At 64.3% G+C, this 24903-nt stretch carries 21 protein-coding genes, 1 pseudogene and 1 riboswitch; of the genes and pseudogenes, 13 read left to right on the top strand and 9 right to left on the bottom strand.

The window, feature by feature from the left end; translation table 11 throughout:
* Positions 1 to 79 precede the first annotated feature (79 nt).
* A complete protein-coding gene (locus AOT83_RS01795; protein WP_030095840.1) occupies positions 80 to 568 on the top strand; it encodes an inorganic diphosphatase in 489 nt (162 codons plus the stop codon).
* Here AOT83_RS01795 and AOT83_RS01790 read toward each other — a convergent pair.
* Positions 565 to 1252, bottom strand: a pseudogene (locus tag AOT83_RS01790) (MmpS family transport accessory protein). The gene AOT83_RS01795 and the pseudogene AOT83_RS01790 overlap by 4 nt on opposite strands.
* A 114-nt stretch (positions 1253 to 1366) precedes the next feature.
* Here AOT83_RS01790 and AOT83_RS01785 point away from each other — a divergent pair.
* Positions 1367 to 1888 (top strand): 2-oxo-4-hydroxy-4-carboxy-5-ureidoimidazoline decarboxylase, encoded by a 522-nt coding sequence (locus tag AOT83_RS01785; RefSeq protein ID WP_030095842.1) that lies wholly within the window; start codon positions 1367 to 1369, stop codon positions 1886 to 1888.
* Positions 1889 to 1900: 12 nt separating this feature from the next.
* On the opposite strand, the gene AOT83_RS01780 is transcribed toward AOT83_RS01785, so the two are convergent.
* From AOT83_RS01780 to AOT83_RS01765, 4 genes are all read right to left on the bottom strand, one after another.
* Positions 1901 to 2338, bottom strand: a complete 438-nt coding sequence (locus AOT83_RS01780) for a hypothetical protein (protein ID WP_196328542.1) — start codon at positions 2336 to 2338, stop codon at positions 1901 to 1903.
* Between the two features lie 51 nt (positions 2339 to 2389).
* Positions 2390 to 3349: an SDR family NAD(P)-dependent oxidoreductase gene (locus AOT83_RS01775; protein WP_030095844.1), complete on the bottom strand. Its 960-nt coding sequence runs from the start codon at positions 3347 to 3349 to the stop codon at positions 2390 to 2392.
* Positions 3346 to 4935: an NAD(P)/FAD-dependent oxidoreductase gene (locus AOT83_RS01770; RefSeq protein ID WP_030095845.1), complete on the bottom strand. Its 1590-nt coding sequence runs from the start codon at positions 4933 to 4935 to the stop codon at positions 3346 to 3348. The genes AOT83_RS01775 and AOT83_RS01770 overlap by 4 nt, the downstream gene beginning before the upstream one ends.
* Positions 4936 to 5018: 83 nt before the next feature.
* Entirely contained in the window at positions 5019 to 6344 is a 1326-nt protein-coding gene (locus AOT83_RS01765; RefSeq protein WP_057965724.1) for an aminotransferase class V-fold PLP-dependent enzyme, read from the bottom strand.
* Positions 6345 to 6376: 32 nt separating this feature from the next.
* Positions 6377 to 6489, bottom strand: a riboswitch (SAM riboswitch).
* A 256-nt stretch (positions 6490 to 6745) separates the two neighbouring features.
* Here AOT83_RS01765 and AOT83_RS01760 point away from each other — a divergent pair.
* The 4 genes from AOT83_RS01760 to AOT83_RS01740 all read left to right on the top strand — a co-directional run bounded on the left by AOT83_RS01760 (position 6746) and on the right by AOT83_RS01740 (position 14516).
* Positions 6746 to 7726: a TerC family protein gene (locus AOT83_RS01760; RefSeq protein WP_030095847.1), complete on the top strand. Its 981-nt coding sequence runs from the start codon at positions 6746 to 6748 to the stop codon at positions 7724 to 7726.
* A gap of 180 nt (positions 7727 to 7906) precedes the next feature.
* Positions 7907 to 11911 carry a Pls/PosA family non-ribosomal peptide synthetase gene (locus AOT83_RS01750; RefSeq protein ID WP_057965722.1) on the top strand — a complete coding sequence of 1335 codons (4005 nt, stop codon included), beginning with the start codon at positions 7907 to 7909 and terminating at the stop codon, positions 11909 to 11911.
* Positions 11908 to 13260: a M1 family metallopeptidase gene (locus tag AOT83_RS01745; RefSeq protein ID WP_030095849.1), complete on the top strand. Its 1353-nt coding sequence runs from the start codon at positions 11908 to 11910 to the stop codon at positions 13258 to 13260. Before AOT83_RS01750 ends, AOT83_RS01745 begins: the two co-directional genes overlap by 4 nt.
* A complete protein-coding gene (locus tag AOT83_RS01740; protein WP_057965721.1) occupies positions 13257 to 14516 on the top strand; it encodes a hypothetical protein in 1260 nt (419 codons plus the stop codon). The genes AOT83_RS01745 and AOT83_RS01740 overlap by 4 nt, the downstream gene beginning before the upstream one ends.
* Positions 14517 to 14536: 20 nt before the next feature.
* On the opposite strand, the gene AOT83_RS01735 is transcribed toward AOT83_RS01740, so the two are convergent.
* The gene (locus tag AOT83_RS01735; protein WP_030095851.1) at positions 14537 to 15922 is read right to left on the bottom strand and encodes a wax ester/triacylglycerol synthase family O-acyltransferase; all 1386 of its coding nucleotides are present in this window, start codon (positions 15920 to 15922) and stop codon (positions 14537 to 14539) included.
* 110 nt (positions 15923 to 16032) lie between these two features.
* Between AOT83_RS01735 and AOT83_RS01730 the strand changes: the two genes are divergently transcribed.
* Complete coding sequence (locus AOT83_RS01730; protein WP_030095852.1) at positions 16033 to 16731, top strand: glycosyltransferase family 2 protein; 699 nt, start codon at positions 16033 to 16035, stop codon at positions 16729 to 16731.
* Positions 16728 to 17126 (top strand): DUF2304 domain-containing protein, encoded by a 399-nt coding sequence (locus AOT83_RS01725; RefSeq protein ID WP_078313574.1) that lies wholly within the window; start codon positions 16728 to 16730, stop codon positions 17124 to 17126. Before AOT83_RS01730 ends, AOT83_RS01725 begins: the two co-directional genes overlap by 4 nt.
* On the opposite strand, the gene AOT83_RS01720 is transcribed toward AOT83_RS01725, so the two are convergent.
* Positions 17082 to 18014 carry an NAD-dependent epimerase/dehydratase family protein gene (locus AOT83_RS01720; RefSeq protein WP_030095854.1) on the bottom strand — a complete coding sequence of 311 codons (933 nt, stop codon included), beginning with the start codon at positions 18012 to 18014 and terminating at the stop codon, positions 17082 to 17084. The genes AOT83_RS01725 and AOT83_RS01720 overlap by 45 nt on opposite strands.
* Before the next feature lie 105 nt (positions 18015 to 18119).
* Here AOT83_RS01720 and AOT83_RS01715 point away from each other — a divergent pair, with 105 nt between their 5' ends.
* Genes AOT83_RS01715 through AOT83_RS01705 form a run of 3 tightly spaced genes read left to right on the top strand, consistent with a single transcriptional unit; the run spans position 18120 to position 22109 of the window.
* Positions 18120 to 19892 carry a hypothetical protein gene (locus AOT83_RS01715; protein ID WP_057965720.1) on the top strand — a complete coding sequence of 591 codons (1773 nt, stop codon included), beginning with the start codon at positions 18120 to 18122 and terminating at the stop codon, positions 19890 to 19892.
* Between the two features lie 10 nt (positions 19893 to 19902).
* Entirely contained in the window at positions 19903 to 21549 is a 1647-nt protein-coding gene (locus tag AOT83_RS01710; RefSeq protein ID WP_057965719.1) for a CocE/NonD family hydrolase, read from the top strand.
* Positions 21546 to 22109 carry a DUF4352 domain-containing protein gene (locus tag AOT83_RS01705; RefSeq protein WP_057965718.1) on the top strand — a complete coding sequence of 188 codons (564 nt, stop codon included), beginning with the start codon at positions 21546 to 21548 and terminating at the stop codon, positions 22107 to 22109. The genes AOT83_RS01710 and AOT83_RS01705 overlap by 4 nt, the downstream gene beginning before the upstream one ends.
* Here the strand turns inward: AOT83_RS01705 and AOT83_RS01700 are convergent.
* Positions 22106 to 22663 (bottom strand): TetR/AcrR family transcriptional regulator, encoded by a 558-nt coding sequence (locus AOT83_RS01700; RefSeq protein ID WP_057965717.1) that lies wholly within the window; start codon positions 22661 to 22663, stop codon positions 22106 to 22108. The genes AOT83_RS01705 and AOT83_RS01700 overlap by 4 nt on opposite strands.
* A gap of 82 nt (positions 22664 to 22745) precedes the next feature.
* Between AOT83_RS01700 and AOT83_RS01695 the strand changes: the two genes are divergently transcribed.
* Entirely contained in the window at positions 22746 to 23180 is a 435-nt protein-coding gene (locus AOT83_RS01695) for a hypothetical protein (RefSeq protein WP_057965716.1), read from the top strand.
* Here AOT83_RS01695 and AOT83_RS01690 read toward each other — a convergent pair.
* Positions 23177 to 23872, bottom strand: a complete 696-nt coding sequence (locus tag AOT83_RS01690) for a CPBP family intramembrane glutamic endopeptidase (protein WP_030095860.1) — start codon at positions 23870 to 23872, stop codon at positions 23177 to 23179. The two genes, AOT83_RS01695 and AOT83_RS01690, sit on opposite strands and share 4 nt — an antisense overlap.
* A gap of 203 nt (positions 23873 to 24075) precedes the next feature.
* Between AOT83_RS01690 and AOT83_RS01685 the strand changes: the two genes are divergently transcribed.
* A complete protein-coding gene (locus AOT83_RS01685; protein ID WP_030095861.1) occupies positions 24076 to 24768 on the top strand; it encodes a GAP family protein in 693 nt (230 codons plus the stop codon).
* Positions 24769 to 24903 lie beyond the last annotated feature (135 nt).

The raw sequence follows: 24903 nt of genomic DNA, 5'->3' as shown, positions 1-24903 counted from the left end.
GCCCGCTGGACGAGCGCTTGCGCGAAGACTGACAGGCAGACTTGACAGGCTAAGTACCACCGACATTCAAGGAGCGGGTGTGGAGTTCGACGTCACCATCGAGATCCCCAAGGGTCAGCGCAACAAGTACGAGGTCGATCACGTGACGGGCCGGGTGCGTCTGGACCGCTACCTCTACACGCCGATGGCCTACCCCACCGATTACGGCTTCATCGAGAACACCCTCGGTGAGGACGGCGATCCGCTGGACGCCCTGCTGCTCCTGCCCGAGCCCGTCTTCCCGGGCGTGATCGTCGAGGCACGGCCCGTCGGCATGTTCAAGATGGTCGACGACGGCGGCGGCGACGACAAGGTGCTGTGTGTGCCCGCGGGCGATCCGCGCTGGGATCACATCCAGGACATCGGTGACGTGTCGAGCTTCGAGCTGGATGCCATTAAGCACTTTTTCGTGCACTACAAGGACCTCGAGCCCGGCAAGTTCGTCGAGGCCGCCGACTGGGTAGGCCGCGCCGAGGCCGAAGCCGAGGTCACCGCGTCGTTCGAGCGCCTCAAGACCCAGGGACACTAGCCCGGCATAGGCGCCTGGCACACGACGGCGAACACGTCGGTGCTGCTTTGGGCGACGGTCACTCCGTCAACGGTGATAGAACAGCTGATGGTGCCCTCACCGACCATGGTGACATTCATGGTCAGCGGAACGTCCCGACGTGTAATCGTCACCGAGACTGCCCACGGCTGCGAAACATTCGACACACGCACATAGTCGTTGTCCGTCATATAGGCGACATTGACCCCGCCGCCCTGACCACCCACGCTGTAGGTGACGCTCTTGCCGCCGTTCCCCGACCCCCCCGGGACCCTGACCCGTAGTGGGCACCGGGGTGGGCGCCTCGGTCGTGGTGGGCACCGGCGGCGCCTCAGTGGTCGTTGGCGTGGTTTCGACACCGGTGCTGGGGTTAGGCGGGGGTGGTGATGGCGGAGGTGGCTCGGTCGTCGTTATCGACGGCAAGGGGACGTCATTGGGCCCCGTCCAGGTCGTCGATGGTGTGACGGTGACCGTCGTCGGTGCGGCCACCTCAGTTCGGCGGGTGATGACCAGAATGGCGGTCAGCGCTATCGCCAGCACCGCCAGGATGCTGACGCCGGCGACTATCCACGGCCACTTCGGCGGTTTCGGATCCTCGGGATAGGGAACCGGTTCGCCGGGTGGCCATGGCTCCTGCGGGTACTCCTGCCAGGCCGGATCCGTCACTGTCCCCCACTCCTTCCCCAGTGCAACTGGGTGCAATGTTACGTCGCGTTAAACTCCTGCAAAATGCGCGGTCCCCCTCTAGCGAACAGCGGCGCCCCGTCGAATCATGGTTCTATGTTGATGCATCAGGGCATCGGCCGCGACACGTTCAACGAGATGCCCGACACCAAAGCGGTCCACGCGCTCTACGAGTGTGGTGGCAGCGTGACCTGGGCGCGGAAGATCGCCGCGGCCCGGCCGTTCGCCGATCACGATGCCCTGTTCCGGTACGCCGACAACGAGCTCTTCGCCCTGTCCGAGGAATCACTGGACGAGGTACTGATCGCCTACCCTCCGCTGGGCAGACGCCCGGGAAGCGCGCGTTCGCATGCCGAGCAGTGCGCGATCCGCGATGAAACCCCGGGAATGATGGCTGCGTTGCGGGCCGCCGCCCACCGGTACGAGCACCACTTCGGCCATCGCTTCGTCATGCACCTGTGCGGACAGGACGGCGCCTCCGTGCTGCGTGCGATCTCCGACCGCATGCACCACGACGTGGACACCGAGCGCAAGGTGACCCGCAACGAACTCGCAAAGATCAACCGCACCCGTCTGGAGCGCATGCTCGGCCCCGAGGGCGGTTACGACAACTGGTGAGCTAGCTGCGTGCTACGCCGCCAGCGGTACGCGTTGCGGCAGCAACGCGAACACGCGGCGTGCTGCACAACCGATATCCGTGGTGGGCGACGCCGGGATCAGGGTCACCCCGTCGGCGACACCGGCCAGGTAGATATCGGCGATCAGACCCGCCAGCCCTTCCGGCGTGCCCGCATACGACACCGCCGAGGGAACCCGCAGGCTCGCAAAATGCTTACGCGCGGATCGGGAATCGGCCTCGATGTGCACGTATACATCTAGGATGACTGCAGGTGCGTCCTTGCGCGCGGCGCGCAGCGCATGCCTGGCCCGCTGCGCCTGTTTGAGATCGGCGGCGTTGACGCGTGCGGTAACACCCGTTCCGCTGGTCAGCTCGTGCCAGCCGGCCACGTCGTCAGTGAAGACCCGAAACGTTTGATGTTGTGCTGCCACAGACGCCACGGTACTCACGAGGTCGCGGTAGAGCCATCGTTCAATTCCGGGTGAGCCGATCAGACCCGATCACACCGACGACTGCTCGGAGACCGGCGGCGTCGGTGCGCGTTCGGTCAGGTTGTCGATGACGCGTTGCACCCTCGGCATGAGCGAGTCGATATCCAATCCGAGCCAGTAAGGGATCGGATACATGAAATGTCGATTGAGACCTGGCAGGAGCCTGCTCAAGAAGTAGCCCAACCACGCTTCGGGACGCACCGGAGCCACCGCAAAGTTGTAGCGCGCCGCGCGGACCGTGGCCCGCGCAACCTGCGGCGGACCGATCAATTGATCCAGCACCCGCATCGGGGCGGAGGACTGGAAGGCCCTCATCACGTTATTCAGACGCTCACGTACATCATCGGGAAGATCCACGCCGGCCACGGTGGCGTTTACCCCAATGTTGGTGTTGATGAAGCCGGGACATACCGCGGACACCCCGATTCCCTTGGGGCCCAGTTCCATCCGCATGCACTCGCTCAACATCTTCACCGCCGCCTTGGAGGCAGAGTAGGCGGGAAAGATCGGCGTCGGAGTGATGGCCCCCGCCGAGGCGATGTTGACGATTTGACCGCCACGACCGCGTTCGGCCATCTGCTTGCCAAAGACACGCCCGCCATATGCGACACCGAACACGTTGACCCGGAACTGCTTTTCCCAGTGCTCTTGTTCGAGGTCGAAGAAGCGGCCGCCAACCATGATGCCCGCGTTGTTCACCAGCACATCAGGGACCCCGTATTCGGCCCGCACCTGATCGGCGAATCGCTCCCATGCCGATGGATCGGTGACGTCGAGCTGGAAAGCAACGGCACGCAGCCCCTTGTTGTGAATAATCTCCGCCGTTTCCTGGGCGGTGGTCAGATCGAGATCCGACGCCACCACCTCCGCACCGCCCCTGGCGAATTGGATGGCGATGGCCCGCCCGATGCCGCTGCCGGCGCCGGTCACCACAACAAGATCTGGTTTACGTGCGGGGAGCAGCCTCATCCCACGACCTCCTTGTTGCGCTTACGCCGCGATGCCACCTTCACCACGGGCGCCACCGTCTCGCTGCCGTAGCGATAGTTGTCCAACCGGAAGTATTTGTTGTGGAAGTACATCTCGCCGAAACCGCCTGGCCGGAAAGGCGAATCACCGTGATTGTCGATGTAGTAAGTGTTGGCCGTCGAACATGCCGGCGAGAGCCACAGGTGATTCTTGTTGCGCTGGTGCATCTTGCGGAAGTAGGCCTGATGCACGTCCTGCTTGACCTCGGCGGTGGTGGCACCGCGTTTCTTGGCCTCCGCGATAACCCGGGCCGCGTGCGCGGTCGTCGATTCGATAAGCATGTGATACGGCCCGAACACATAGCCGTACGGTCCGAGAACAAGGAAGAAGTTAGGGTACTCGGGAATCGAAACACCCTGGTAAGCCTGATAGCGGCTCTCCTGGAAGAATCGTTTCAAGTCCTTGCCGCCTCGCCCGGCGGTCGGGAAGGCCGGCATGTGATCCCAGATCGCGAATCCCGTGGCACAGATCAATACATCTACTTCATGCTCGACGCCGTCCGCGGTCAGCAGACCCTTCTCGGTGATCCGCTGAATCGGTTCGGTCACCAAGTCCACATTGGGCCGGTTGAACGTCTTGAGGTAGGTGTTAGAGAACGACGGACGCTTACAGCCAAATCCGTAATAGGGCAGCAGCTTCTCGCGGGTCACCGGATCGTCGACCTGTGTACGCATCCAGGAGCGAATCCTGTTGGCCATGGCCATCGATGCCGATTCGACGTATTTGGAGTCGAGGTTGAAAACAGCATCCGGAATGTACGCGGTGCTGAGGTTGATCGCGTGGCGAATCCCCTTGGCGACACCAGGGAATCCGAACAGTGCCCGCCAGAACGCGTTGTACTTCAAGTCAGGTTTGGGCCCCACATAGATGGGCGTGCGCTGAAAGACGGTGAGGTGGCCAACCTCCGGGGCGATCTCGGGAACGAGCTGCAGCGAGGTAGCCCCGGTTCCGATGACCGCCACCCTCTTCCCGGCAAGCTGAACATCCTTGTCCCACAGCGCGGTATGCATCAGCACACCCTGATAGGAATCGATACCGTCTATTTCTGGGAGCTTGGGTTGCTCAAGTCCGCCGGTCGCGGCAATCACATGCCGAGCAGTGATGACGGTGTCATCGTCCAGGGTAAGAGCCCAGATATTTTGCGACTCATCAAATTCCTGACGAACGACGCGCGTATTGAACCGGATCTTGCGCCGCAGGTCGTGCTTGTCGACAAGCTCGTTGGCGTACTCCTCGAGTTCATTACCCGGGGTAAAGAACTTCGACCAGGTGGTCTTCTGGTCGTAGGAAAAACTGTAGATAAAGGTCGGGATATCAACGGCCACGCCCGGATACTTGTTCGCGTGCCAGGTGCCGCCGGCGGCCCCCCACTTCTCCAAAATCACGAAATCGTGAACTCCCCTTTTGGTGAGCTCAACACCTGCTCCGATACCGCCGAAACCGGCTCCGATAATCACGACTTCATGGTCGGGAACAACCCGTTCCCGACCGTTGGCTTCGCTACCCCGCGCACGTGTACTAGTCATTCGACGTCCTTGTCAGTCCGACCCAGTGATGTATCGGACCGAAAGTATCACGTATTATGAGTTACGGATACTGCGATTCGGCGTCACGCCACCAGGAAGTCCGGCAGTGGCCGCGGGTCATCGGCGGGCCCCACCTGTCCGTCCCGCTCGACATAGGTCAGGGTCGGGCCATGGTGGACAAGCTGACCGATCGCATCGACGAGGCGCGCGATGTCACCCGCGGTAGTGCCCAGCCCGACGCTTGCGCGTAGCGCTCCACCCGGAGCGCCCAATCTGGCCAGCAGCGGATGCGCGCAGAACCTGCCGTCGCGCACTCCGACTCCATGTTCGGCCGACAGATACGCGGCGGCCACCGACGGCGTGTATCCGGCGACCGTGAAGGACACAATGCCCAGTACATCTCGGCCACCTTCCCAAATGCGAAGAGTGTCAACGCCTTCGATCGCCTCGAGCCCTTCCCGAAGTTGGGCGGTGAGCGCTTCTTCGAGTTGACTTATCTCTCCCAGCGCGTCCAATGCCTCACATGCTGCCGCCACGGCGGCAACGCCGACCACATTGGGAGTGCCCGCCTCATGCCGCTGCGGTCCGACGAGCCACTCGGCCTCGTCGATACTGACATTGCGCACCGCACCCCCGCCCGCCAGATACGGTCGCGCGGCGTCGAGCCAGTCACTTTGTCCGACAAGGACTCCGGCACCAAATGGGGCGTACAGTTTGTGCCCGGAGAACGCGAGGTAATCGATTCCGGCTGCCGCCAGGTCGATGCGACGATGCGGAACCAACTGCGCACCGTCAACGGCGATCCTCGCGCCGTGCCGGTGGGCAACGGCAGCGAGTTCAGCCAATGGCAGCACCTCGCCGGTGACATTCGATGCGCCGGTAACGGCCAGCAGCGCGGCGGGCTGCCGGGAGAGTTCCTCATCCAGCGCGGCGACGGTGTCCGCGACGGTAGCCCGATGTGCTGCCACTCGAGCGCCATATCGCTGCCAGGTCAGCAGGTTTGCATGATGTTCGATATCAAGCACCACCACATTTGGGTGTCGCCGGCTTTCAGAATCCGCCCCACCCGGCACCGCCGAAGCGAGCAGATTAAGCGAGTCGGTGGTGTTGCGGGTAAAGATCACGTGCTGGCCGGGGGCTGCTCCCACGAAACGTCCCACCGTTTCCCGAGCACCCTCGTACACCGCCGTGCACACGCGCGAGGCATATCCGGCGCCACGGTGCACGCTGGCGTAATACGGCAGCAACTCGTTGACGCGGTCCGCGACATCGCCGAGCGCGGGTGCGCTCGCCGCGTAGTCGAAATTGGCGTACCTGATCCAACCACCTTGAGCCAGAGGCACTTTGACGTCTGCCCCGACGACGCGCGCGGCCGGTCGCTCAGCCCCAGATTGTGCGGACACTGACATGTGACATCCCATCTCACCGGACCCGCCCGGCGAGTCCACGCTTGCCACGCCCGGTTGAGCGCGGCCAGGTCGTCACCTGGAGCACCCCACCGTGGAGGAGGGTTGCCGACCAGCTAGCCAGGGCTTGTCGCTGGTTCTCATGACCTGAGGGCAGTGTGCCCACCGGGCACTGCCATCGTCAAGCGCATTGCGCAGGGTGATTTCAAATGCGCGATGTCACGTCGTTGATCCGGTCCGATTTTCCGATCCCCGCGCCGTAGGGCACACTGACTAGCGGAGGGGAGTATTCCTTCGCTGCGGTGTCGTCATCACATCGGCCATTGTCGGACCGGTCGGTGCCGCGGGCCGGTCACGTATCGGCGGAAGAGACCTCCGGCGTTTTGGCGACCGGAGGTTATTCAATGCAGGTATCCCAGCTCGAGTGGATCATCACGCTGGCCGTCACGGTCGCGATCTTGCTGGTCGATGTCGTGGTGATCGGTAGGCGCCCTCATGAGCCCACCGTCCGCGAGACCGCTACTGCCCTGAGCATCTATATAGGGCTCGCCGTGGCCTTCGGTCTGTGGGTGTGGTTCTTCCACGGCAGCCAGTTCGGGCTGGAGTTCTTCGCAGGCTGGCTCACCGAGTACAGCCTGTCGGTCGACAACCTGTTCATCTTCCTGATCATCATGGCCAGCTTCAAAGTTCCCCGTGTCTATCAGCAGGAAGCACTGCTGATCGGCATCATTTTGGCGCTGATCTTCCGCGGCATCTTCATCGCGCTGGGTGCGGTGGCCATCGAGCAGTTCTCCTGGATCTTTTATCTTTTCGGCGCGTTCCTGGTGTACACCGCGATCAACCTGGCCCGGGACACCGAGCACGACGACGACGCCGATAACGCCGTGGTGCAGTTCGCCCGCAAGCACCTGCGGACCACCGATAAGTGGGACGGCCTGCGACTGTGGGTCCGGGATAACAGTGCGAACGGCGCCAGACTCATCACGCCGATGTTCCTGGTGATCGTGGCGCTGGGCACCACCGACCTTCTCTTCGCCCTGGACTCGATCCCCGCGATCTACGGGCTCACCAAGGAGCCCTATCTGGTGTTCACGGCCAACGTGTTCGCCCTTATGGGTCTGCGCCAGCTCTACTTCCTACTGGGCGACATGCTCAAGCGTCTGGTGTACCTGTCTCAGGGACTGGCCTTCATCCTGTTCTTCATCGGCGTCAAACTGATCCTGCACGCGCTACACGAGAACGAGTTGCCCTTCATCAACGGCGGCGAGCCGGTGCACGTACCCGAGATCCCCACGCTGGCAAGCCTTGCGGTGATCGTCGTGACGCTGCTGATCACCACCGGCGCCAGCCTGTACAAGACTCGGCGCACTGCCAAAGAGGACTAGTGCCCAGCGCCTGCACGGTGAACGGCGCGGACCTCCGTGGCAAACTTGGCTGCGACGGGCTCACCGTGCCCGCGGGAGCGCCTCCGCGCGGCGGCGAGCCCAGCCGCAGCCGGACCGATAGGCTCGCTGCCGTACCCCTCCAGGCCCATAGATCCGACGCGGAAATTAACGAGGAGCAGCGTGACCGGCCCCGACGAGTCACCCACTAACCGCACGGGCGAAGAGGCTCCCCAGCCCGCCGTTCAGGAAGCCCCGGGCCATCCGGTGCCACCGCAGTACCTGCTCGGCAGGTCGGCCCCTCCGGCCCGGACACTGATCGACATCCTCTACTCAACGGCCGCGGAGCACCCCGATGCGCCCGCCATCGATGACGGCACCATCCAGCTCACGTATTCAGAGCTGATCGTCGACGTCGAGGCAAGCGTCGAGTGGCTCGGGGCACGCGGAATCGGGCGCGGTGATCGCGTTGGTATCCGAATGCCCTCCGGCAGCTACTCGCTCTACGTGGCGATCCTGGCCACCCTGGCCGCTGGAGCCGCGTACGTTCCGGTGGACGCCGACGATCCGGACGAACGTGCCGCGCTGGTTTTCGGCGAGGCACAAGTGGCCGCGGTGATCACCCCCGACGGTCTCGTTCGTGGACCCGGATCCTCGAGGGGCTGGCGCGCCGCCAAACCCACACCACGCGACGACGCCTGGATCATCTTCACCTCTGGTTCCACCGGCACCCCGAAGGGTGTGGCGGTGACACATCGCAACGCGGCGGCCTTCGTCGATGCGGAAGCGCAGATGTTCTTGCCGGACAATCCGATCGGTCCGGATGATCGGGTACTCGCCGGGCTCTCTGTGGCCTTCGACGCCTCCTGCGAGGAAATGTGGCTCGCCTGGCGCTACGGCGCCTGCCTGGTACCCGCGCCGCGTTCCCTGGTACGTAGCGGTATGGATCTGGGTCCGTGGCTGGTGTCCCGCGATGTCACCGTGGTGTCGACGGTGCCCACATTGGCCGCGTTGTGGCCGGCCGAAGCGCTGGAGGCGGTGCGGTTGCTGATCTTCGGCGGCGAAGCCTGCCCACCGGATCTGGCCGAACGACTGGCCACCGGCGAGGACGGTGCCGCACGCGAAGTGTGGAACACCTACGGCCCCACCGAGGCGACCGTGGTGGCCTGCGCCGCGCGGCTCGACGGAGTGAGCCCCGTCAGCATCGGGTTGCCCCTTCCGGGCTGGGATTTGGCTGTTGTGGATCCGCAAGGCAACCAAGTCGGCTACGGCGAGGTCGGTGAGCTCGTCATCGGCGGCGTCGGACTGGCCAAATACCTCGATCCCGAAAAGGACGCCGAAAAGTACGCTCCGCTGCAGACTCTGGGTTGGTCGCGGGCCTATCGCAGCGGTGATCTGGTGCGCTTGGAGCCCGACGGTCTGTACTTCCAGGGCCGTGCCGACGACCAGGTGAAGGTCGGTGGCCGCCGCATCGAACTCGGTGAGGTGGATGCGGCACTGGTCAATCTGCCCGGTGTGAGTGGTGGCGCGGCCGCGGTGCGCAAGACCGCCAGTGGCACCCCGCTGTTGGTCGGCTACATCGCCAGCGCCGATCCCAACTTCGATATCGCCGCGGCCCGCGCCAGCCTGGCCGAATCGCTTCCCGCCGCGCTGGTGCCGCGACTGGTCAAACTTGACGAGCTGCCCACGCGCACATCGGGAAAGGTCGATCGCAACGCACTGCCCTGGCCACCGCCGGGCGCGGATACCGACGACGACGCAACCGAATTGGGCGGCACCATGGGCTGGCTTGCCGGACTGTGGCGCGACATCCTGGCTGCCTCGATCGACGGACCCGAAGCCGACTTCTTCGCTCTCGGCGGCGGATCGTTGTCCGCCGCACAACTGGTCGCGGCGTTGCGGCAACGCTATCCGCAGGTGACCGTCGCGAACCTGTACGACCAGCCGCGGCTCGGATCGCTGGCCACTTATCTGGATGAGCTCGCCCCTCCCGTCGAGGTCGAACCCCGGATCGTGAAACCGGTGCCCCGGCTCACCGAGTTGGCGCAGTTGGTGGCGACCATCCCACTGACCACCCTCACCGGCCTGCAATGGGCCACATGGCTGGCCCTGGCCAACAACGTGTTCGCAGCATTCAGCAATGTGCCCTGGCTGGTCACGGTCAACTGGTGGGTGCTACTGGCAGCGTTCCTGCTCTTCATCACTCCCCTGGGTCGCATGAGTATCACCGTCATCGGGGCGCGACTGCTGCTCTCCGGGGTCAAGCCGGGGACGTACGAGCGCGGCGGAAGCGTGCACCTGCGCGTGTGGATCGCCGATCGCCTCGCCACCGCGAGCGGTGCCGAAAACCTCTCCGGCGCACCGTGGATGGTGTATTACGCCCGCGCACTAGGCGCCCGGGTAGGCAATGGGGTCGACCTGCATTCGTCACCACCGGTGACGGGCTGGCTGGAACTCGGCGACCGCAGTTCCGTTGAACCCGAGGTCGACTTGTCCGGGCATTGGGTTGACGGCGACAAGTTCCATGTCGGCCCGATCGTCATCGGCGAGGACGCCACTGTCGGGGCCCGCACCACCCTGTTGCCGGGAGCGGTCATCGGTAAGAACGCCGATGTGGCACCGGCTTCCGGTGTCGTCGGACGAGTCAAGAACGGTCAGTACTGGAAGGGCTCACCGGCCGTGAAGTCGGGCAAGGCCCGCCATCCCTGGCCTGATTACCGTCCGCCCCGCGCCGGGCAATGGGTACCGATCTATGGGGTGACGTCAATTCTGCTGGGCGGACTGCCCCTGCTTGCGCTGGCCGCCGGGCTAGGCGTGGTGGCCTTCGGCATCAGGAATACGGCAACGATCTGCCAGGCCGTGGTGCCCGCGCTCATCTGGACGCCGGGGGCGGCGCTGGTCAGCGTGGTTGTGTATGCCGCCATCACCGTTGTGCTGGTGCGGCTGCTGTCGATCGGCGTGCACGAGGGTTATCACCCCGTCCGCAGCCGGCAGGGCTGGCAACTGTGGGCCACCGAGCGCCTCATGGATGCGGCCCGGAACTACCTGTTCCCCATCTATGCCAGCCAACTGACCCCATGGTGGCTGCGCATCCTGGGGGCGAAGATCGGCAAGGACACCGAGATTTCGACGGCCCTGCTGGTGCCGAAGTTCACCGAGGTCGACGACGGTGCGTTTCTGGCCGACGACACTATGGTCGCGTCGTACGAGTTGGGCGGCGGCTGGATCCACATCGCCAAGGCCAGAATCGGCAAGCGCGCATTCCTGGGAAACTCGGGGATCACCCAACCGGGACGCAAGGTTCCCAATGACGCGCTGGTCGCCGTCCTGTCCGCCACTCCGCATAAGGCGAAGTCGGGCTCGTCGTGGATCGGTAGCCCACCAAAGCGGTTGCGAAGAAAGGCCGATGGTGCTGATTCCGCGCTTACCTTCGAGCCACCGTTCCGCCTTAAGGTGATGCGGGGAATCGTGGAGACCTGCCGCATCATCCCGATCATCGTGACGTTCGGGATCGGTGTCGGGGTGCTGCTGGCTCTGCAGACAATCGCCATCCGGTTCAACTTCTGGGTTGCCGGTGCACTGAGCGGCGTGGTGCTGCTGGTCGCCGGTGCCGTGGCTGGTGTGGTGAGCGTCGTGGCCAAGTGGGTTGTGGTCGGGCGCACCAAGGCCGTGGAAAAACCGCTCTGGTCCTCGTTCGTCTGGCTTAACGAGGTCGCCGACACCTTCGTGGAAACCGTTGCCGCCGTGTGGTTCGCACGTGCCGCGTCGGGGACGGTGATGCAGAACTGGTGGCTACGCGGCCTGGGCGCCAAGATCGGCCGCGGAGTGTGGTGCGAGACGTATTGGCTGCCCGAGGCCGATCTGGTGACCCTGGGCAAGGGAGCGACCGTGAACCGCGGCTGCGTGGTGCAGACGCACCTCTTCCACGACCGGATCATGCGGATGGACACCGTGACCCTCGGTGAGGGCGCCACCCTCGGCCCGCACTGCGTGGCACTTCCCGCCGCCGAGCTGGGTGCCGGCGCCACCGTCGGTCCGGCATCACTGGTCGTCCGCGGTGACGTCGTACCCCCGTCGACCAGGTGGCAGGGCAACCCCATTTCTCCATGGGGCAAACTGGATCCGATGGCACCGAAGAAGCCCAAGGGCGGCAAGGTTTCCCCCGGTAAGAATTCCGGGGCCGCATGACCAAACCAGGCAAGAAGGCGGCCAAGCGGCTACCCCCACGGCCTCCCGTCATCGATCCCTATCTGCCACAAAACGGCAACTACGGATATCGGGTGTCACGCTATGAGCTGGAGCTGGAGTACAAGGTCGCCATCAACCGGCTGACCGGTACCGCGACGATCACGGCCGTCACCCTTGCCACCCTCAAGGAATTCACCCTTGACCTTGCCGATGCCCTCGGCGTCTCAAAGGTGACCGTGAACGGCAGGCGTCCAGAGCATTTCGGGCACCGCGCCGGAAAGATCACCATCAAGCTGGTGACCGCCATCCCAGCGGGAGCTGCCATGACCATCGTCATACGGTATGGCGGATCACCTCGGGCCATCAACAGCGTGTGGGGCGACGTCGGATTCGAGGAGCTGTCCAACGGGGTGCTGGTGGCCGGGCAGCCTAACGGCGCGGCATCCTGGTTCCCCTGTGACGACCATCCCAGCTCCAAGGCAAGCTATCGATTCGTCATCAGCAGTGACAGCCCATATTGTGTTGTCTCCAACGGGGAGTTGGTATCCCGTCGAGTCCGGGCCGCGCACACAACCTGGACATACGAACAGCCCGAGCCGATGGCGCCGTATTTGGCGACACTACAGATCGGCGACTACCAGACGATCAAGCTCGCGAAGAACCCGATCTCGATGAATGCCGCGCTGCCCTCACGGCTGCGCGAACGGTTCGAGCATGACTTCGGCAGGCAGCCCCAGATGATGAAGCTGTTCATCAAACAGTTCGGCCCTTACCCGTTCGCGGCCGGGTACACCGTGGTGGTCACCGACGATGATCTCGAGATTCCTCTTGAAGCGCAAGGTATTTCAGTGTTCGGGGCAAACCATTGCGACGGGGAGCGACACTCCGAGCGCCTGGTGGCACACGAGTTGGCGCATCAGTGGTTCGGCAACAGCGTCACCGCCCGCCGCTGGCGCGATATCTGGCTCCACGAAGGGTTTGCCTGTTACGCCGAATGGCTCTGGTCTGAAGAGTCCGGGGGGCCGTCCGCCGATGCCCGCGCCCGCCACTATCACCAAAAACTGAAAGATCTCCCCCAAGATTTGATTCTGGCTGATCCCGGCCCACAGCTTATGTTCGATGATCGCGTGTACAAGCGTGGAGCGCTGACGTTGCACGCGTTGCGATTACGACTCGGTGACACAAAATTCTTCGCACTGCTGCAGGACTGGACCACCCGTTACCGGCACAGCACCGTCATCACCGACGACTTCACCGGCCTAGCGGCCGCCTACTCGGACGAATCGCTCCGGCCATTGTGGACAACGTGGCTGTACGAGAAGCAGCTCCCGGCCTTGGACCGGAAGTGACCGACGCCGGCCCCAGCACCCGCTCCAGCGTCGCACGGATCGGCGTGGCCACTGCTATCAGCGCTATCTGCGGGTACACCGTGCTGTACCTTGCCGCGCGCGAACTGGGCCCCTCCTTGTTTTCGGTGTTCGGAGTCTTCTGGGGCGCATTCGGTCTGGTGACTGGCGCCGCAAACGGGCTGCTGCAGGAGACCACTCGCGAAGTGCGGCTATCGCTGGCGCAGCGCGAACGTTCTCCACTGGACACCACCCTGCCGATCAGGATCGCCTTTGCCTTCGCCATCGCGTCCGCCGTAGGGGTCGTCGGCACCGCACCATTGTGGGCATCGCATGTGTTCACCGAGTTCCGTTGGCTCAGTGTGGCATTGCTTGCCGGCGGACTAGCCGGATTCTGCATGCACGCGACAACCCTAGGCGCGCTGGCGGGATCGAGCCGCTGGACTCAGTACGGCGTTCTGATGGTGACCGATGCAGGAATTCGTCTGGTGGTAGCGGTTGTCACGTTCGCGGCCACCCTCGGTCTCGTCGGCTATCTCTGGGCGACGGTGGCCGGATCGATGTCATGGTTACTACTCACCGCGATCTCCAAGCCGACCCGCGAGGCACTCAAGGTACCCGCACTCGTCGACACCATGGAATTCCTGCGCGGGGCCCGGCATTCGATCGCCGCAGCCGCCGCCAGTGCGGTGTTGGTGATGGGTTTCCCCGTGCTATTGCAGTCGACGGCAGGCGATCTGGGCCCCACCGGCGGGGTGGTGATCCTGGCCGTCACGCTGACCCGTGCACCGCTACTGGTGCCGCTGACTGCGCTGCAGGGCAACCTCATCGCCCACTTCGTCGATGCGCGGGACCGCCGCCTCACTGCACTCATCACGCCGGCCATCATCATCATCGGCGTCGGCGCGGTGGGCATTGCACTCGCGGCGTCCGTCGGCCCGTGGCTACTACGGACGGTGTTCGATCCGGCGTATCAGGCGGGCGGCCCGCTCCTGGGCTGGCTCACCGCCGGTGCGGTGATGATCGCGCTGTTGACGTTGACCGGGGCGGCCACCGTGGCACATGCCCGACACCTCGCGTACTCAGCGGGATGGGTTGGTGCGACAGTGGTCTCGGCGCTGCTGTTGCTGTTGCCGCTCGCTTTGGAGGAACGAACGGTCATCGCGTTGATCGGCGGACCCGTCGTCGGGATCGTGGTGCATCTGGCCGCGCTCGCATTCTGGCGGGACCCAGAAACCACCGACGAGATCATCGACTGAACGACCTCTGAACGAGCGCGTCAGATCCCCGCGGCGTGCTCCAGCTCTACCAGCGCGGCCTCGAGGCCGTCGGCCATCTCGTCGATGTCCGCGGCTACCTCCGGTGTGGTGACGAATCCGAAATCCAGATGCTCCAGATAGGAGAAGCAGGTGATGTTGAGGGCCACGTCCATGACGGGCGGGCCCAGCGGAATCAAAGACTCGAGCTTGGCACCGGCCATGTACAGCGGGAACGATGGACCAGGAACGTTGGAGAGCACCAGGTTGATGGGTGCCAGATTCCGGGATAGCCCGCTGGCGGTGTAGGCCCGCGCCGCCAGCTGCAGCAACCCGGGCGGCGTGGTGTCCGTCAATCCCATGATCTGGTGGGCCGACATCGCCCGCGCCATTTCCTTGGCGCCCTGGGTCCCCTCGTAGATGGCCCTGATCCGCTCGGCCGGGTCATCGATATCGGTCGCCAGGGTCACGGTCATCGAACTGACTTGATTGCCCACCACCCCATCGGTTTCCTCGGTGCGCACCGACACCGGAATCTGCACGATCAATGGCTTATCCGGCAGCTCGTCACGCTTGAGCAGGTAGTCGCGGACCGCGCCGGCAACGATCGCCAGCACCACGTCGTTGACCTTGACCCCGAACGCATCCTTGAGCGCCTTGACCCGCGCCAATTCGAGGCGCGCCCCGGAGACCCGGCGATGCGGTGACACCGGCGCATTGAATCGGGTGTGCGGCGCCTCGAAGTATCCGGGAGATTTGCGTTCCATACCGAAAACCGCCAGCTGCTGGCGGACCGTCTGCTGGACCAACCGGACCACCCGATAGGGCGTCTTGACACCCACGTTGACCAGGGCGCTCAGCAAGATGCGCTCACGACTGGGCAGGCCCAGCCCGACCAACGATCCCACGGTGTCGTCCGGCGCCGGGCGCGGCTCCGGGGCGATGTCGAGCAGAATCTCGCCCAAACCCGCGCCCGAGACGCCATCGACGATGGCGTGATGCATCTTGGTCAGCGTGGCAACGCGCCCGCCCTCAACCCCCTCGATGACCCAGAGCTCCCACAGCGGCCGCGACCGGTCGAGCTTGTAGGACATCAGCCTGCCGACCAGTTCTTCGAGTTCCTTGCGGCCGCCGGGGGCGGGGACGCCGATGCGGCGGATGTGGAAATCAGGGTCGAGTTCCTCGTCCTCCACGAACCACGGACGGTCCAAACCCAGCGGGACATCGGTGACCCGCCATCGCAACTGCGGCATCGACGGCAGCCGCTCCACGATGAGACCGCGCACCCGTTCAAAGCTGTAATCGGGGGCATCGCTGGGGTCGAAGATCGACAGTCCCCCAATGTGCATATGCCAACCCGACGTTTCGGCGTGCCAGAACGCCGCATCTACCCCAGACAGCCGCTGCATGGCCGAAACATTAGTGCCGCCGACCTTCCCTTCTGCCGGAATGGCCGGACTCGTCGGGGCCGGGCGGAGCCGACGTTCACCGGTGGGTTACCGGTGCTACCTTGATCCCAGTGAGCAACACCGGTAACAGCGACGTCTGGCTGGTCATCCCCGCCTACAACGAGGGACCAGTCATCGCCGACGTCATCGCCGCGGCGCTCGGCACCTTCCCCAACATCGTCTGCGTGGACGACGGCAGCGCCGACCGTACCGCCGCACTCGCGCACGGCGCGGGCGCACACGTGGTCCGCCACCCCGTCAATCTCGGCCAGGGCGCGGCGATACAGACCGGGGTCGAATACGCGCGTGCACAGCCCGGGGCTCAGATCTTTGTGACCTTCGACGCCGACGGCCAGCATCAAGTCAAGGACGTGGTGGCCATGGTGGACAGGCTGCGACTGGAACCCCTCGACATCATCGTCGGCACCCGCTTCGGTGCCGGATCGGCACCGGGCCACGTACCCCTCATCAAACGCATCGTGCTGAAAACCGTTGTGCTGCTGAGCCCGCGCACCCGCCGCCTCAACCTGACCGACGCTCACAACGGACTGCGCGTCTTCAACCGGACCGTCGCCAACGGACTCAACATCACCATGAACGGCATGGGCCACGCCAGCGAGTTCATCGCGATGATCGCCGAAAATCATTGGCGGGTGGCCGAACAGCCGGTCGATATTCTGTACACCGAGTATTCGATGGCCAAGGGCCAATCGCTGATCAACGGGGTCAACATCATGTTCGACACCGCGTTCCGCCGGAGGTTGCCGTGATCACCTGGATTCAGCCGCTGCTGATCGTCGCGGTCCTGCTGTTGCTGGTGTATCTCTTGCGTTCGCGCAGCACCGCGCAGGCCAAGGCCTGGGTGAAGCTCGGGTTCGTGGTCTTCGTGGTCGCGGGTATCTACGCCATCCTGCGGCCCAATGACACCACCACGCTGGCGCATTGGCTCGGCTTGGGCCGCGGCACCGACCTGATGCTCTACGCGCTGATCATCGCGTTCGCGTTCACAACACTCAGCACCTACCTGCGTTTCAAGGATTTGGAGCTGCGCTATTCGCGGCTCGCGCGTGCCGTCGCGTTACGCGGCGCCGAGCCCCCGACGGGCGACGTTGCTTCGGAGCTAGCTCCGGAAAAAGTCGACGGTCCTTCCGATTCCGTCCGCTAGCGCCACCTTCGGCTCCCATCCCAACACGCTCTTGGCCAGGCGGACGTCCAGGCAAGACTGACGCAGATCGCCCAGCCGGGGCGGATGAAACTCCGGATCGTCCGGTGCCCCGGCGGCCGCGGCCACCAGCGAATGCAGCTGCCGGTCGCTGGTTTCGACTCCGGTACCGACGTTGAACCGCTGTCCCCCGCCGTCCGGACCGGAGGCGCGCACGAAGGCGTCCACCACGTCGTCGACGAATACGTAGTCCCTGGTGTTTCCGCCGTCCCCGAACACCTTGGTGACGCGACCCGACAGCAGCGCCTGCGCGAAAATGGCGACGACACCCGCCTCGCCGTGCGGATCCTGGCGCGGCCCATAGACATTGGCCGGAGCGATATGTGAGCACTCCAGCCCGTACAGATGCCGGAAGGTGTTGAGGTAGATCTCTCCGGCCACCTTGCCCGCGGCATATGGCGAATGCGGATCGGTGGGGACGGATTCGCCGGTGGGGATCTGCTCGGGAGTGCCGTAGATCGAGCCGCCCGATGAGGTGTGCACGATCTTGCGCACGCCTGCCTTGCGGGCGGCGTCGGCCAGCCGCACCGTACCGACCACATTGACGGAGGAGTCGAACTGCGGATCGGCGACCGAGTGGCGCACATCGATCTGCGCGGCCAGGTGGAAGATCACCTCGGGCGAGAACTCGGCCACAACGGCATCCAGATCTGCCTCAACGATGTCGTCCTTGACGAAGGTGAAGGCGGAATGCGCCTCGGCGGCCTCCAGATTCGACACCTTGCCGGTGGCGAGGTTATCCAGGCCCGTTACCTCGTGCCCGTCCGCCAACAGCCGGTCGACCAGCGTCGATCCGATAAATCCTGCGGCTCCGGTAACCATTGCCCGCACGTGGCGACTCCCTCTTTATTCACATAGCTCGCGGCATTCGGCCCCACCCTACCGACCGTGCCTGATGTTCTTCCCGCAAGCGTTCATCGCTAGTCTCGGGCCCTGATGCCTTTCGCCAGAACCAACCGCGTTGCCGTTGCCGCAGCGGCTCTCATCGTGGTGCACCTCGTGGTGCGCAGCGTGCTGGCGTTCGGCGGAGATTTCTATTGGGATGACCTGATCCTGGTCGGCCGCGCCGGTACACAGGGCCTGTTCTCGCCCTCGTACCTGTTCGATGACCACGATGGACACGTCATGCCCGCAGCGTTCTTGCTGGCCGGCATCCTCACCAAGCTCGCCCCATTAAATTGGTTCTGGCCCGCGCTGAGCCTGGTGATCCTGCAGGCGTTGGCGTCCCTGTCGCTGCTGCGGGCGCTGCGCGTGATCCTGAGCTGGCGGCCCGTGTTACTTGTTCCGCTCACGTTCGCACTGTTCACGCCGCTGGCAATCCCCGGTTTCACCTGGTGGTCGGCCGCGCTGAATTCCCTGCCCATGCTGACCGCGATGTGCTGGTTCGTCGCCGACGCGGTGCTGCTGGATCGCACCGGAAACCGTCGGTACGCCGTGACGGCGATGTGTGCGTTCCTCGGGGGTCTTCTGTTCTTCGAGAAGTCGGTGGTCATTCCCTTCGTCGCGTTCGCGGTGGTGACGCTGCTGGCGTACCTGCGCGGCGACGGGTGGTCGGCGCTGGAGCGGACATGGCGCCGAGGTGCGGTGCTGTGGGGTCCGGCAGGAGCCCTTACCGGGGCATGGATCGCGCTTTACCTGGTGGTGGTGGACCAGAAGCGTTGGAGCACCGATCTGTCGATGACGTGGTCGCTGCTCCAACGCTCATTCACGCACGGGGTGCTTCCCGGATTGGTGGGTGGTCCGTGGCATTGGGATCGTTGGGTGCCCAGCTCCCCGTGGGCCGAGCCATCGTCATTCGTGATCTGGCTGGGGGCATTGGCGCTCGCCGCGACCGTGGCGCTGACCTGTTTCCGCAAGCATCGGCTTGGGCTGGTCTGGCTGACCTTGCTGGGGTATCTGGCGGCCAGTGAGGTGCCGATTTATCTCATGCGTTCGTCGGCATTCACGGCGCTGCTGCTCGCGCAGACCTTGCGGTATCTGCCGGATCTGGTGGTCGTCGCGACGCTGCTGGCGGCGGTGGGTCTCACCGCCCCGAACCGGCCGGGCAGTACGAGCCTGGACAGTTCTGCTAGACGCACCGCCGTGGTCGCGCTGACGCTGGCGTTGTTCGTGGGGAGCAGCCTGGTATCCACGGCCAACTACTTACGCAGCTGGCGCAACAATCCCGCCTCGCCGTACATCGCCACTGTGAAGGAGTCCCTGGCGGCGGTCGCGGACGGGCCGGCGGTGCTGGACCAGGAAGTTGATCCGCTGGTGCTGCAGAATGTGGTGCGACCGGAGAACCTGTTGAGTCATATGTTCGCCCTGGTGCGCCCCCGACCAGAGATCGGTTCCACCACAACGCAGTTACGGATGCTCGATCGCTATGGCCACCTACTCGACGCCCAGGTGACGTGGGTGCGGGCCCTCACCGAAGGCCCGGTTCCCGGATGCGGGTACCTGGTGCAGTCCACGCAGACCATGCCGCTGACGGGGCCGCTGCTCCCCGCAGATTGGATCGTGGAATTGAACTACCTGGCCAATACGGAGGGTGCTGTGTGGGCATCGTTCACCAACGGGCCCAGAATCAAGGTTCCCGTTCGGCCGGGACTCAATCGGGTGTTCATCAGACTCCCAGGTTCGGGTAATTCACTTACCCTGCAACCGATTACCCAGTCATTGTCACTGTGCGTCGCCGTCGGGCCGGTAGGGGCGCTCGCTCCCCGGTAGATTGGGCGCCATGCTCGGAGAACTGGCTTTGACCTGGACCGGACGACTCTCTGCACCCGTCCTGGAAAAGCTGCTCGATCTGCCCGAACCCCAGTTCACTCAGATACAGACGCGCCGCGACATCCCGGTGAGGATGCCCGACGGCGTCAAGCTCGCTACCGACCACTTCCGCCCGCCGGGGCAGGACCCCTTGCCTGCTGTCATCTTCCGCACCCCGTACGACAAGCAGGGCATCATCAGCCAACTCTGGGCAACGTTATTGGCCCGTCAAGGGTTTCAGGTGGTAGTGCAAGACACCCGGGGCCAATTCGGATCCGAAGGCAAATTCGACGCGTTTCGCCAGGAACGGGCGGATGGCCTTGCAACCGCCGCCTGGGTCCGTGAACAGCCGTGGTGCGACGGCACACTCGCTACCGCTGGACCGTCATACCTCGGGCATACGCAATGGGCGGTGGCGCCATACATCGAGCCACCCTTGGCCGCCATGTGCCCGGCAATCACCACCAGCAACTTCACCGAGCTCTTCTATCCGGGCGGGTCGTTCAACCTGCACAATCTGCTGACGTGGTCCGCGGCGGTCGGTTCACCGGAGATCCCGCAGGCGGTCCGCCTGCTGCGGGCGAACGCGCACGGCAAGCGGGTGCGCCGAGCGATGGATCACCTACCTCTCGCCGACGCCGACAATGTCGCGATCGGAAAGCCAGAACCCTTCTGGCGCACGGTGACCGATCACAACGACGACGACTATTGGGACGAGATCAACCACACCGCCCAGCTCGCGACGCTGGGCACACCCGTGAGCATGGTGACCGGCTGGTGGGATCTGCTTCTGGTAGGTCAACTCCGCGATTACGAGGAGCTACAGAAGGCCGACTGCCCCCGGCGTATCACCATCGGCTCGTGGGACCACGCGAAGTCGATCAAGACGGCGATAGCCGACAGCTTTTCTTGGCTGGCAGCACATCTACACGGCGACGCCTCATCAACGCATCGCGCACCGGTACGGGTCTACCTACAGAAGGCCGGTCAATGGCTGGATTTCGATCATTGGCCGCCGAAGAGTTCGACGCCCACACCGTTGTATCTGCAGGCCGATCACGGGCTTGATTGGCAAGCACCACAAGGTGATAGCGCCGTCGACACCTTCACATACGATCCAAAGAACCCGACCCCAGCGGTGGGCGGGCCGCTGCTTGACGCCAGGGTGTCCGGGCAGCGCGACAACGCGTCCATCGAAAGTCGCTCCGATGTGCTGGTCTTCACCACCGCGCCGCTGACAAAAGACCTTGATCTGGTCGGCCCGGTTTCGGCATCGGTGTACGCGACAACCGACAGTGGTCAGGGCGATTTGTTCGTCAGGCTCTGCGATGTTGATCGGAAGGGAGTTTCCCGCAACGTGACTGACGGAATCGTCAAATTAGACGGTGCCGCGCAGTCACCGGTCCAGGTGACCATGCATCCGACCGGTTATCGTTTCGCGCGGGGACATCGGCTGCGGGTCCAGGTCAGTGGGGGTGCGTTTCCGAACCACGCCCGCAACACCGGGTCCGGTGAACCGTTGGCGACCGCCAGCCGCATTGTTCCGATCCACTTCGAGATCCGCCATGCCGAGGGACATCCCTCGGCCGTGACATTGCCGGTGCTAAACGCTTCATGATCACCAAATACCTTTCCGCTCTTTGCCTTACCGGAATCTTGCTCACCGCATGCGGGGGCGGCCAGGCATCGGAGAGCCGCCCGACCCTGATCCACGTCGGCCCAACCGGCGGAGGGGCGGAGACCAAGGTGGTCACAGCGGAAGAAGGCAAGCCCGGCGCTCTTGGACAGCAGGTGCGCGATGGCGACCTCGCGTTTGTGGTGACCCGGGTGGGTGATGCCGGGACCGTTGGCGATGTGGCGAATCCTGCCCTGCAGGCGACCGCCGTCGGCACCTTCGTCGTGGTCCACGTCGAAGTCCTGAACCTCGGACAGACCACGCACTCCTTCCTCGGCGATGAACAAAGGCTCAAGGATGCCACCGGCAAGGAGTACACGCCCGATAGCATGGCAAATATCTTGGCGCGCAACGCCGAACAGCTGGAGCCCGGCGCAGAACTGGGACCCGGCGCGCAGAAGCGGTCAGTACTCGTCTACGACGTACCGGCCGGCACGGTACCCAAGGAGATCGACTTGCACACCGACTACCGATCCAAGGGCGCCAAGGTTCTGCTGGGCTAGCCGGTGGGCGGGAACAACGTGTAGGCGATCTGCGAGGCGATCGTCTTCGGATCGGCATCATGCGAATCAGCCAGTGCCCCAGTGGACCACAGTGAGACAAACCCGTGCACCAATGACCACGCGGCGCGAGCCGCGGTGACCTTGTCGGCCGAGGTCTGCCGTGGCGTCAACGTCTCGATTCCTGCATCCAATGCCGCCCCGGCACGCTCACGCGCCGCGGTCAATTGCGCGTCGGTGGCATCCAGGAGCGCGGGTTCGAACATCACCGAGTAGTGGCCCGGATGACTCAAGGCGAAGTCCACGTAGGCCAGCGCCGCGGCATGGAAGTCCGGGTGCGCGCCGTCTAGCGCCTCGGCCAGTTTGGTGAATCCGTCGGCGGCCAACGCGGTGAACAGTCCGCGACGATCGCCGAAATGATGGGCAGGTGCGGCGTGGGAGACACCCGCTTCGCGAGCTAGTTCCCGTAGTGACAGCTCGGTGGCGCCGCGTCGGGCCACCATGTCGGCCGCGCTGGCCAGGATCGCCGCCCGCAGATCGCCATGGTGATACGACATCGCCTCAGCATAGCGCGAATCTTGACAGTGACAAGTTTGGAGGTATCGTCTATCTAGTCAATGTCAAGATTGGAGATCTGTCATGGCACCGCTCATTGCCCTCCTCGCCGGGACGCTCCTGGCTCGTTTAGTCGGTACGCAGGGGTTGGCTCCCGTCAGTTCGTGGCCGGCCGCCGTGGCGGTCGGCCTCGCCGCGATGTTCACGCTGACCGGGATCGCGCATTTCGTCCCGAAAATGCGTGCCGCGATGATCGCGGTAGTTCCGCCACGGATTCCGGCACCCGGGTTCCTGGTGGCGCTCACCGGAGTCCTCGAGTTACTCGGCGCGATCGGTGTCCTGGTTCCCTCGACGAGTGCGGTGGCAGCGGGGTGCTTGGGAGTGCTGCTGGTGGTGATGTTTCCGGCCAATGTGTATGCCGCCAGTCAGCGGTCGAATCCGCTGTCCACTCCCCTTGGTTGGCGCACCGCCGAACAGCTGCTGTTTCTCGCGGCGACCGCGCTCGTCGTATGGGGCTAGACGAGATGCCAGACCAAGACTGCGGCCAGCACTCCCATCCCATTGAGCGACCAATGCAACGCGATCGGCGCTAAGAGGCTGCCACTACGACGCCGCAGCCAGGTGAAGACAAATCCGGCAAGGGCGGTGGCCACCACCGCGCCGGCCACGCCAGCGATCTGTGCCCAAAGGCCCACCCCGAGCAACTTGGTCAGGCCGACATTGCCGGTGGTCAATCCCAAGGACGTGGCGATGTGCCAGAAGCCGAACAACAGCGACCCGACTGCCGCGACTCCGCGAAAGCCCCAGGCTCGAGCCATCGTGCCGTGCAGAACCCCCCGGAAAGCGAGCTCCTCGGGAATCACGGTCTGCAGCGGGATCAGGACGAAGGAGGCGAGCAACGCACCCGAGACGGTCGTGGCGTAACTGCTGTTGAGGAACATCGGCCGGGTGACCGGCAGCAAGAGACCGATGCCGATCACTGCGCCGACGATGACAACCGCGACGGCTGCGTATTTGGCGCCCGAACGCCAGTGGTCCCGGCCCAACCCGAGCTCAGCCCACGAATGGCCGCGGTAGCGGATCAGTGCCAGCAGCCCGATCGCGGCGACCGGCACCACCACGAAATTGGCCCATGGTGTGGTGAAGTGCGCGATCAGATTCGTGGCCACGAGAACGGCGACCACGACGGCGATATCGATATACGTGCGCACGTCCCGCAATCCGTGCAGGGGCGCAACAGCGGCCGAGGTCTGAGTAGGCATCCGGTTCAGAGTACCGGCGGTGACGTTGGCCCAGGTCAGAGTGTGATCCAGTCGTGACTACCGTCCGGCGGGTCAGCGCACGAGCGACTGTGGCAGTCCCCACAACCCGGCCATGGCCGGAACACGATCCGGCTCACGTAAGTTCTGGAATCGTGCTCACCCTGTTGCTGGCGTTCGCAGGATTCGCCTGCCTGGACGCCCTCAACGTGCTCAACATCGGTGTCGCCACCACCATCGTCTATGTGACCCGGCTGGAACGCCGATCAGCATTTCCCGGCGGCCTCAGCTTCGTCACCGGCCTATTCGTAGCGCTGTTCACCTTTGGGCTGGCGACCGTGCTCGGTGTGCGCTCGCTGACCGATGTCGCCGGCGGCTCGGACATCACCCCGTCCACCCGATACTGGGCGCAACTGATCATCGGCATTCTGTTGATCGCCGTTGCGGCGCTGACCTGGTTCACCGAACCGGTGACGCCACCATGGATTCGCACTGTTGCGCGACGCCATCCCTGGCTTCTCGCGCTTGTGGGTCTCGCATTGGGCTACGCGGAGGCACCCACATCTGTTCCGTATCTGAGCGCGCTGGCGATGCTCGCCTCACGTCACCCGCTGCCGTCGATGTGGCCGCTGCTGTTGGTCGGCTATGGCTTGGTCGCGATTCTTCCCAGCCTGCTGATTCTCGTACTGTCGACACGACGATCCCCCCGCGCGCGGCGGGTGCAGCGAGGTCTGGTGCGAACGGTGACGCGATACGGCCCCACCGCGATTCGGGTCATATTCCTGGGCCTCGGGGGTGTTCTGATTGTCGGCGCGCTGCTGCATCACAGTGCTCTGGGGCTCCGCTGAGCAGCGGCAGGGCTCATACGAAAATCGGCTGACCATTCGCTGTGCTCAACCCCACGATGAGCACAGCGAATGGTCAGCCGAGCACGATCGACCTTGATTAGCCGAACGAACACCCCGGACATTACTGTCAGTAAA

Source organism: Mycobacteroides sp. H001, assembly GCF_001440005.1.
Taxonomy (GTDB): Bacteria; Actinomycetota; Actinomycetes; order Mycobacteriales; family Mycobacteriaceae; genus Mycobacterium; species Mycobacterium gwanakae.
This window is presented reverse-complemented; position numbering and strand designations above follow the sequence as displayed.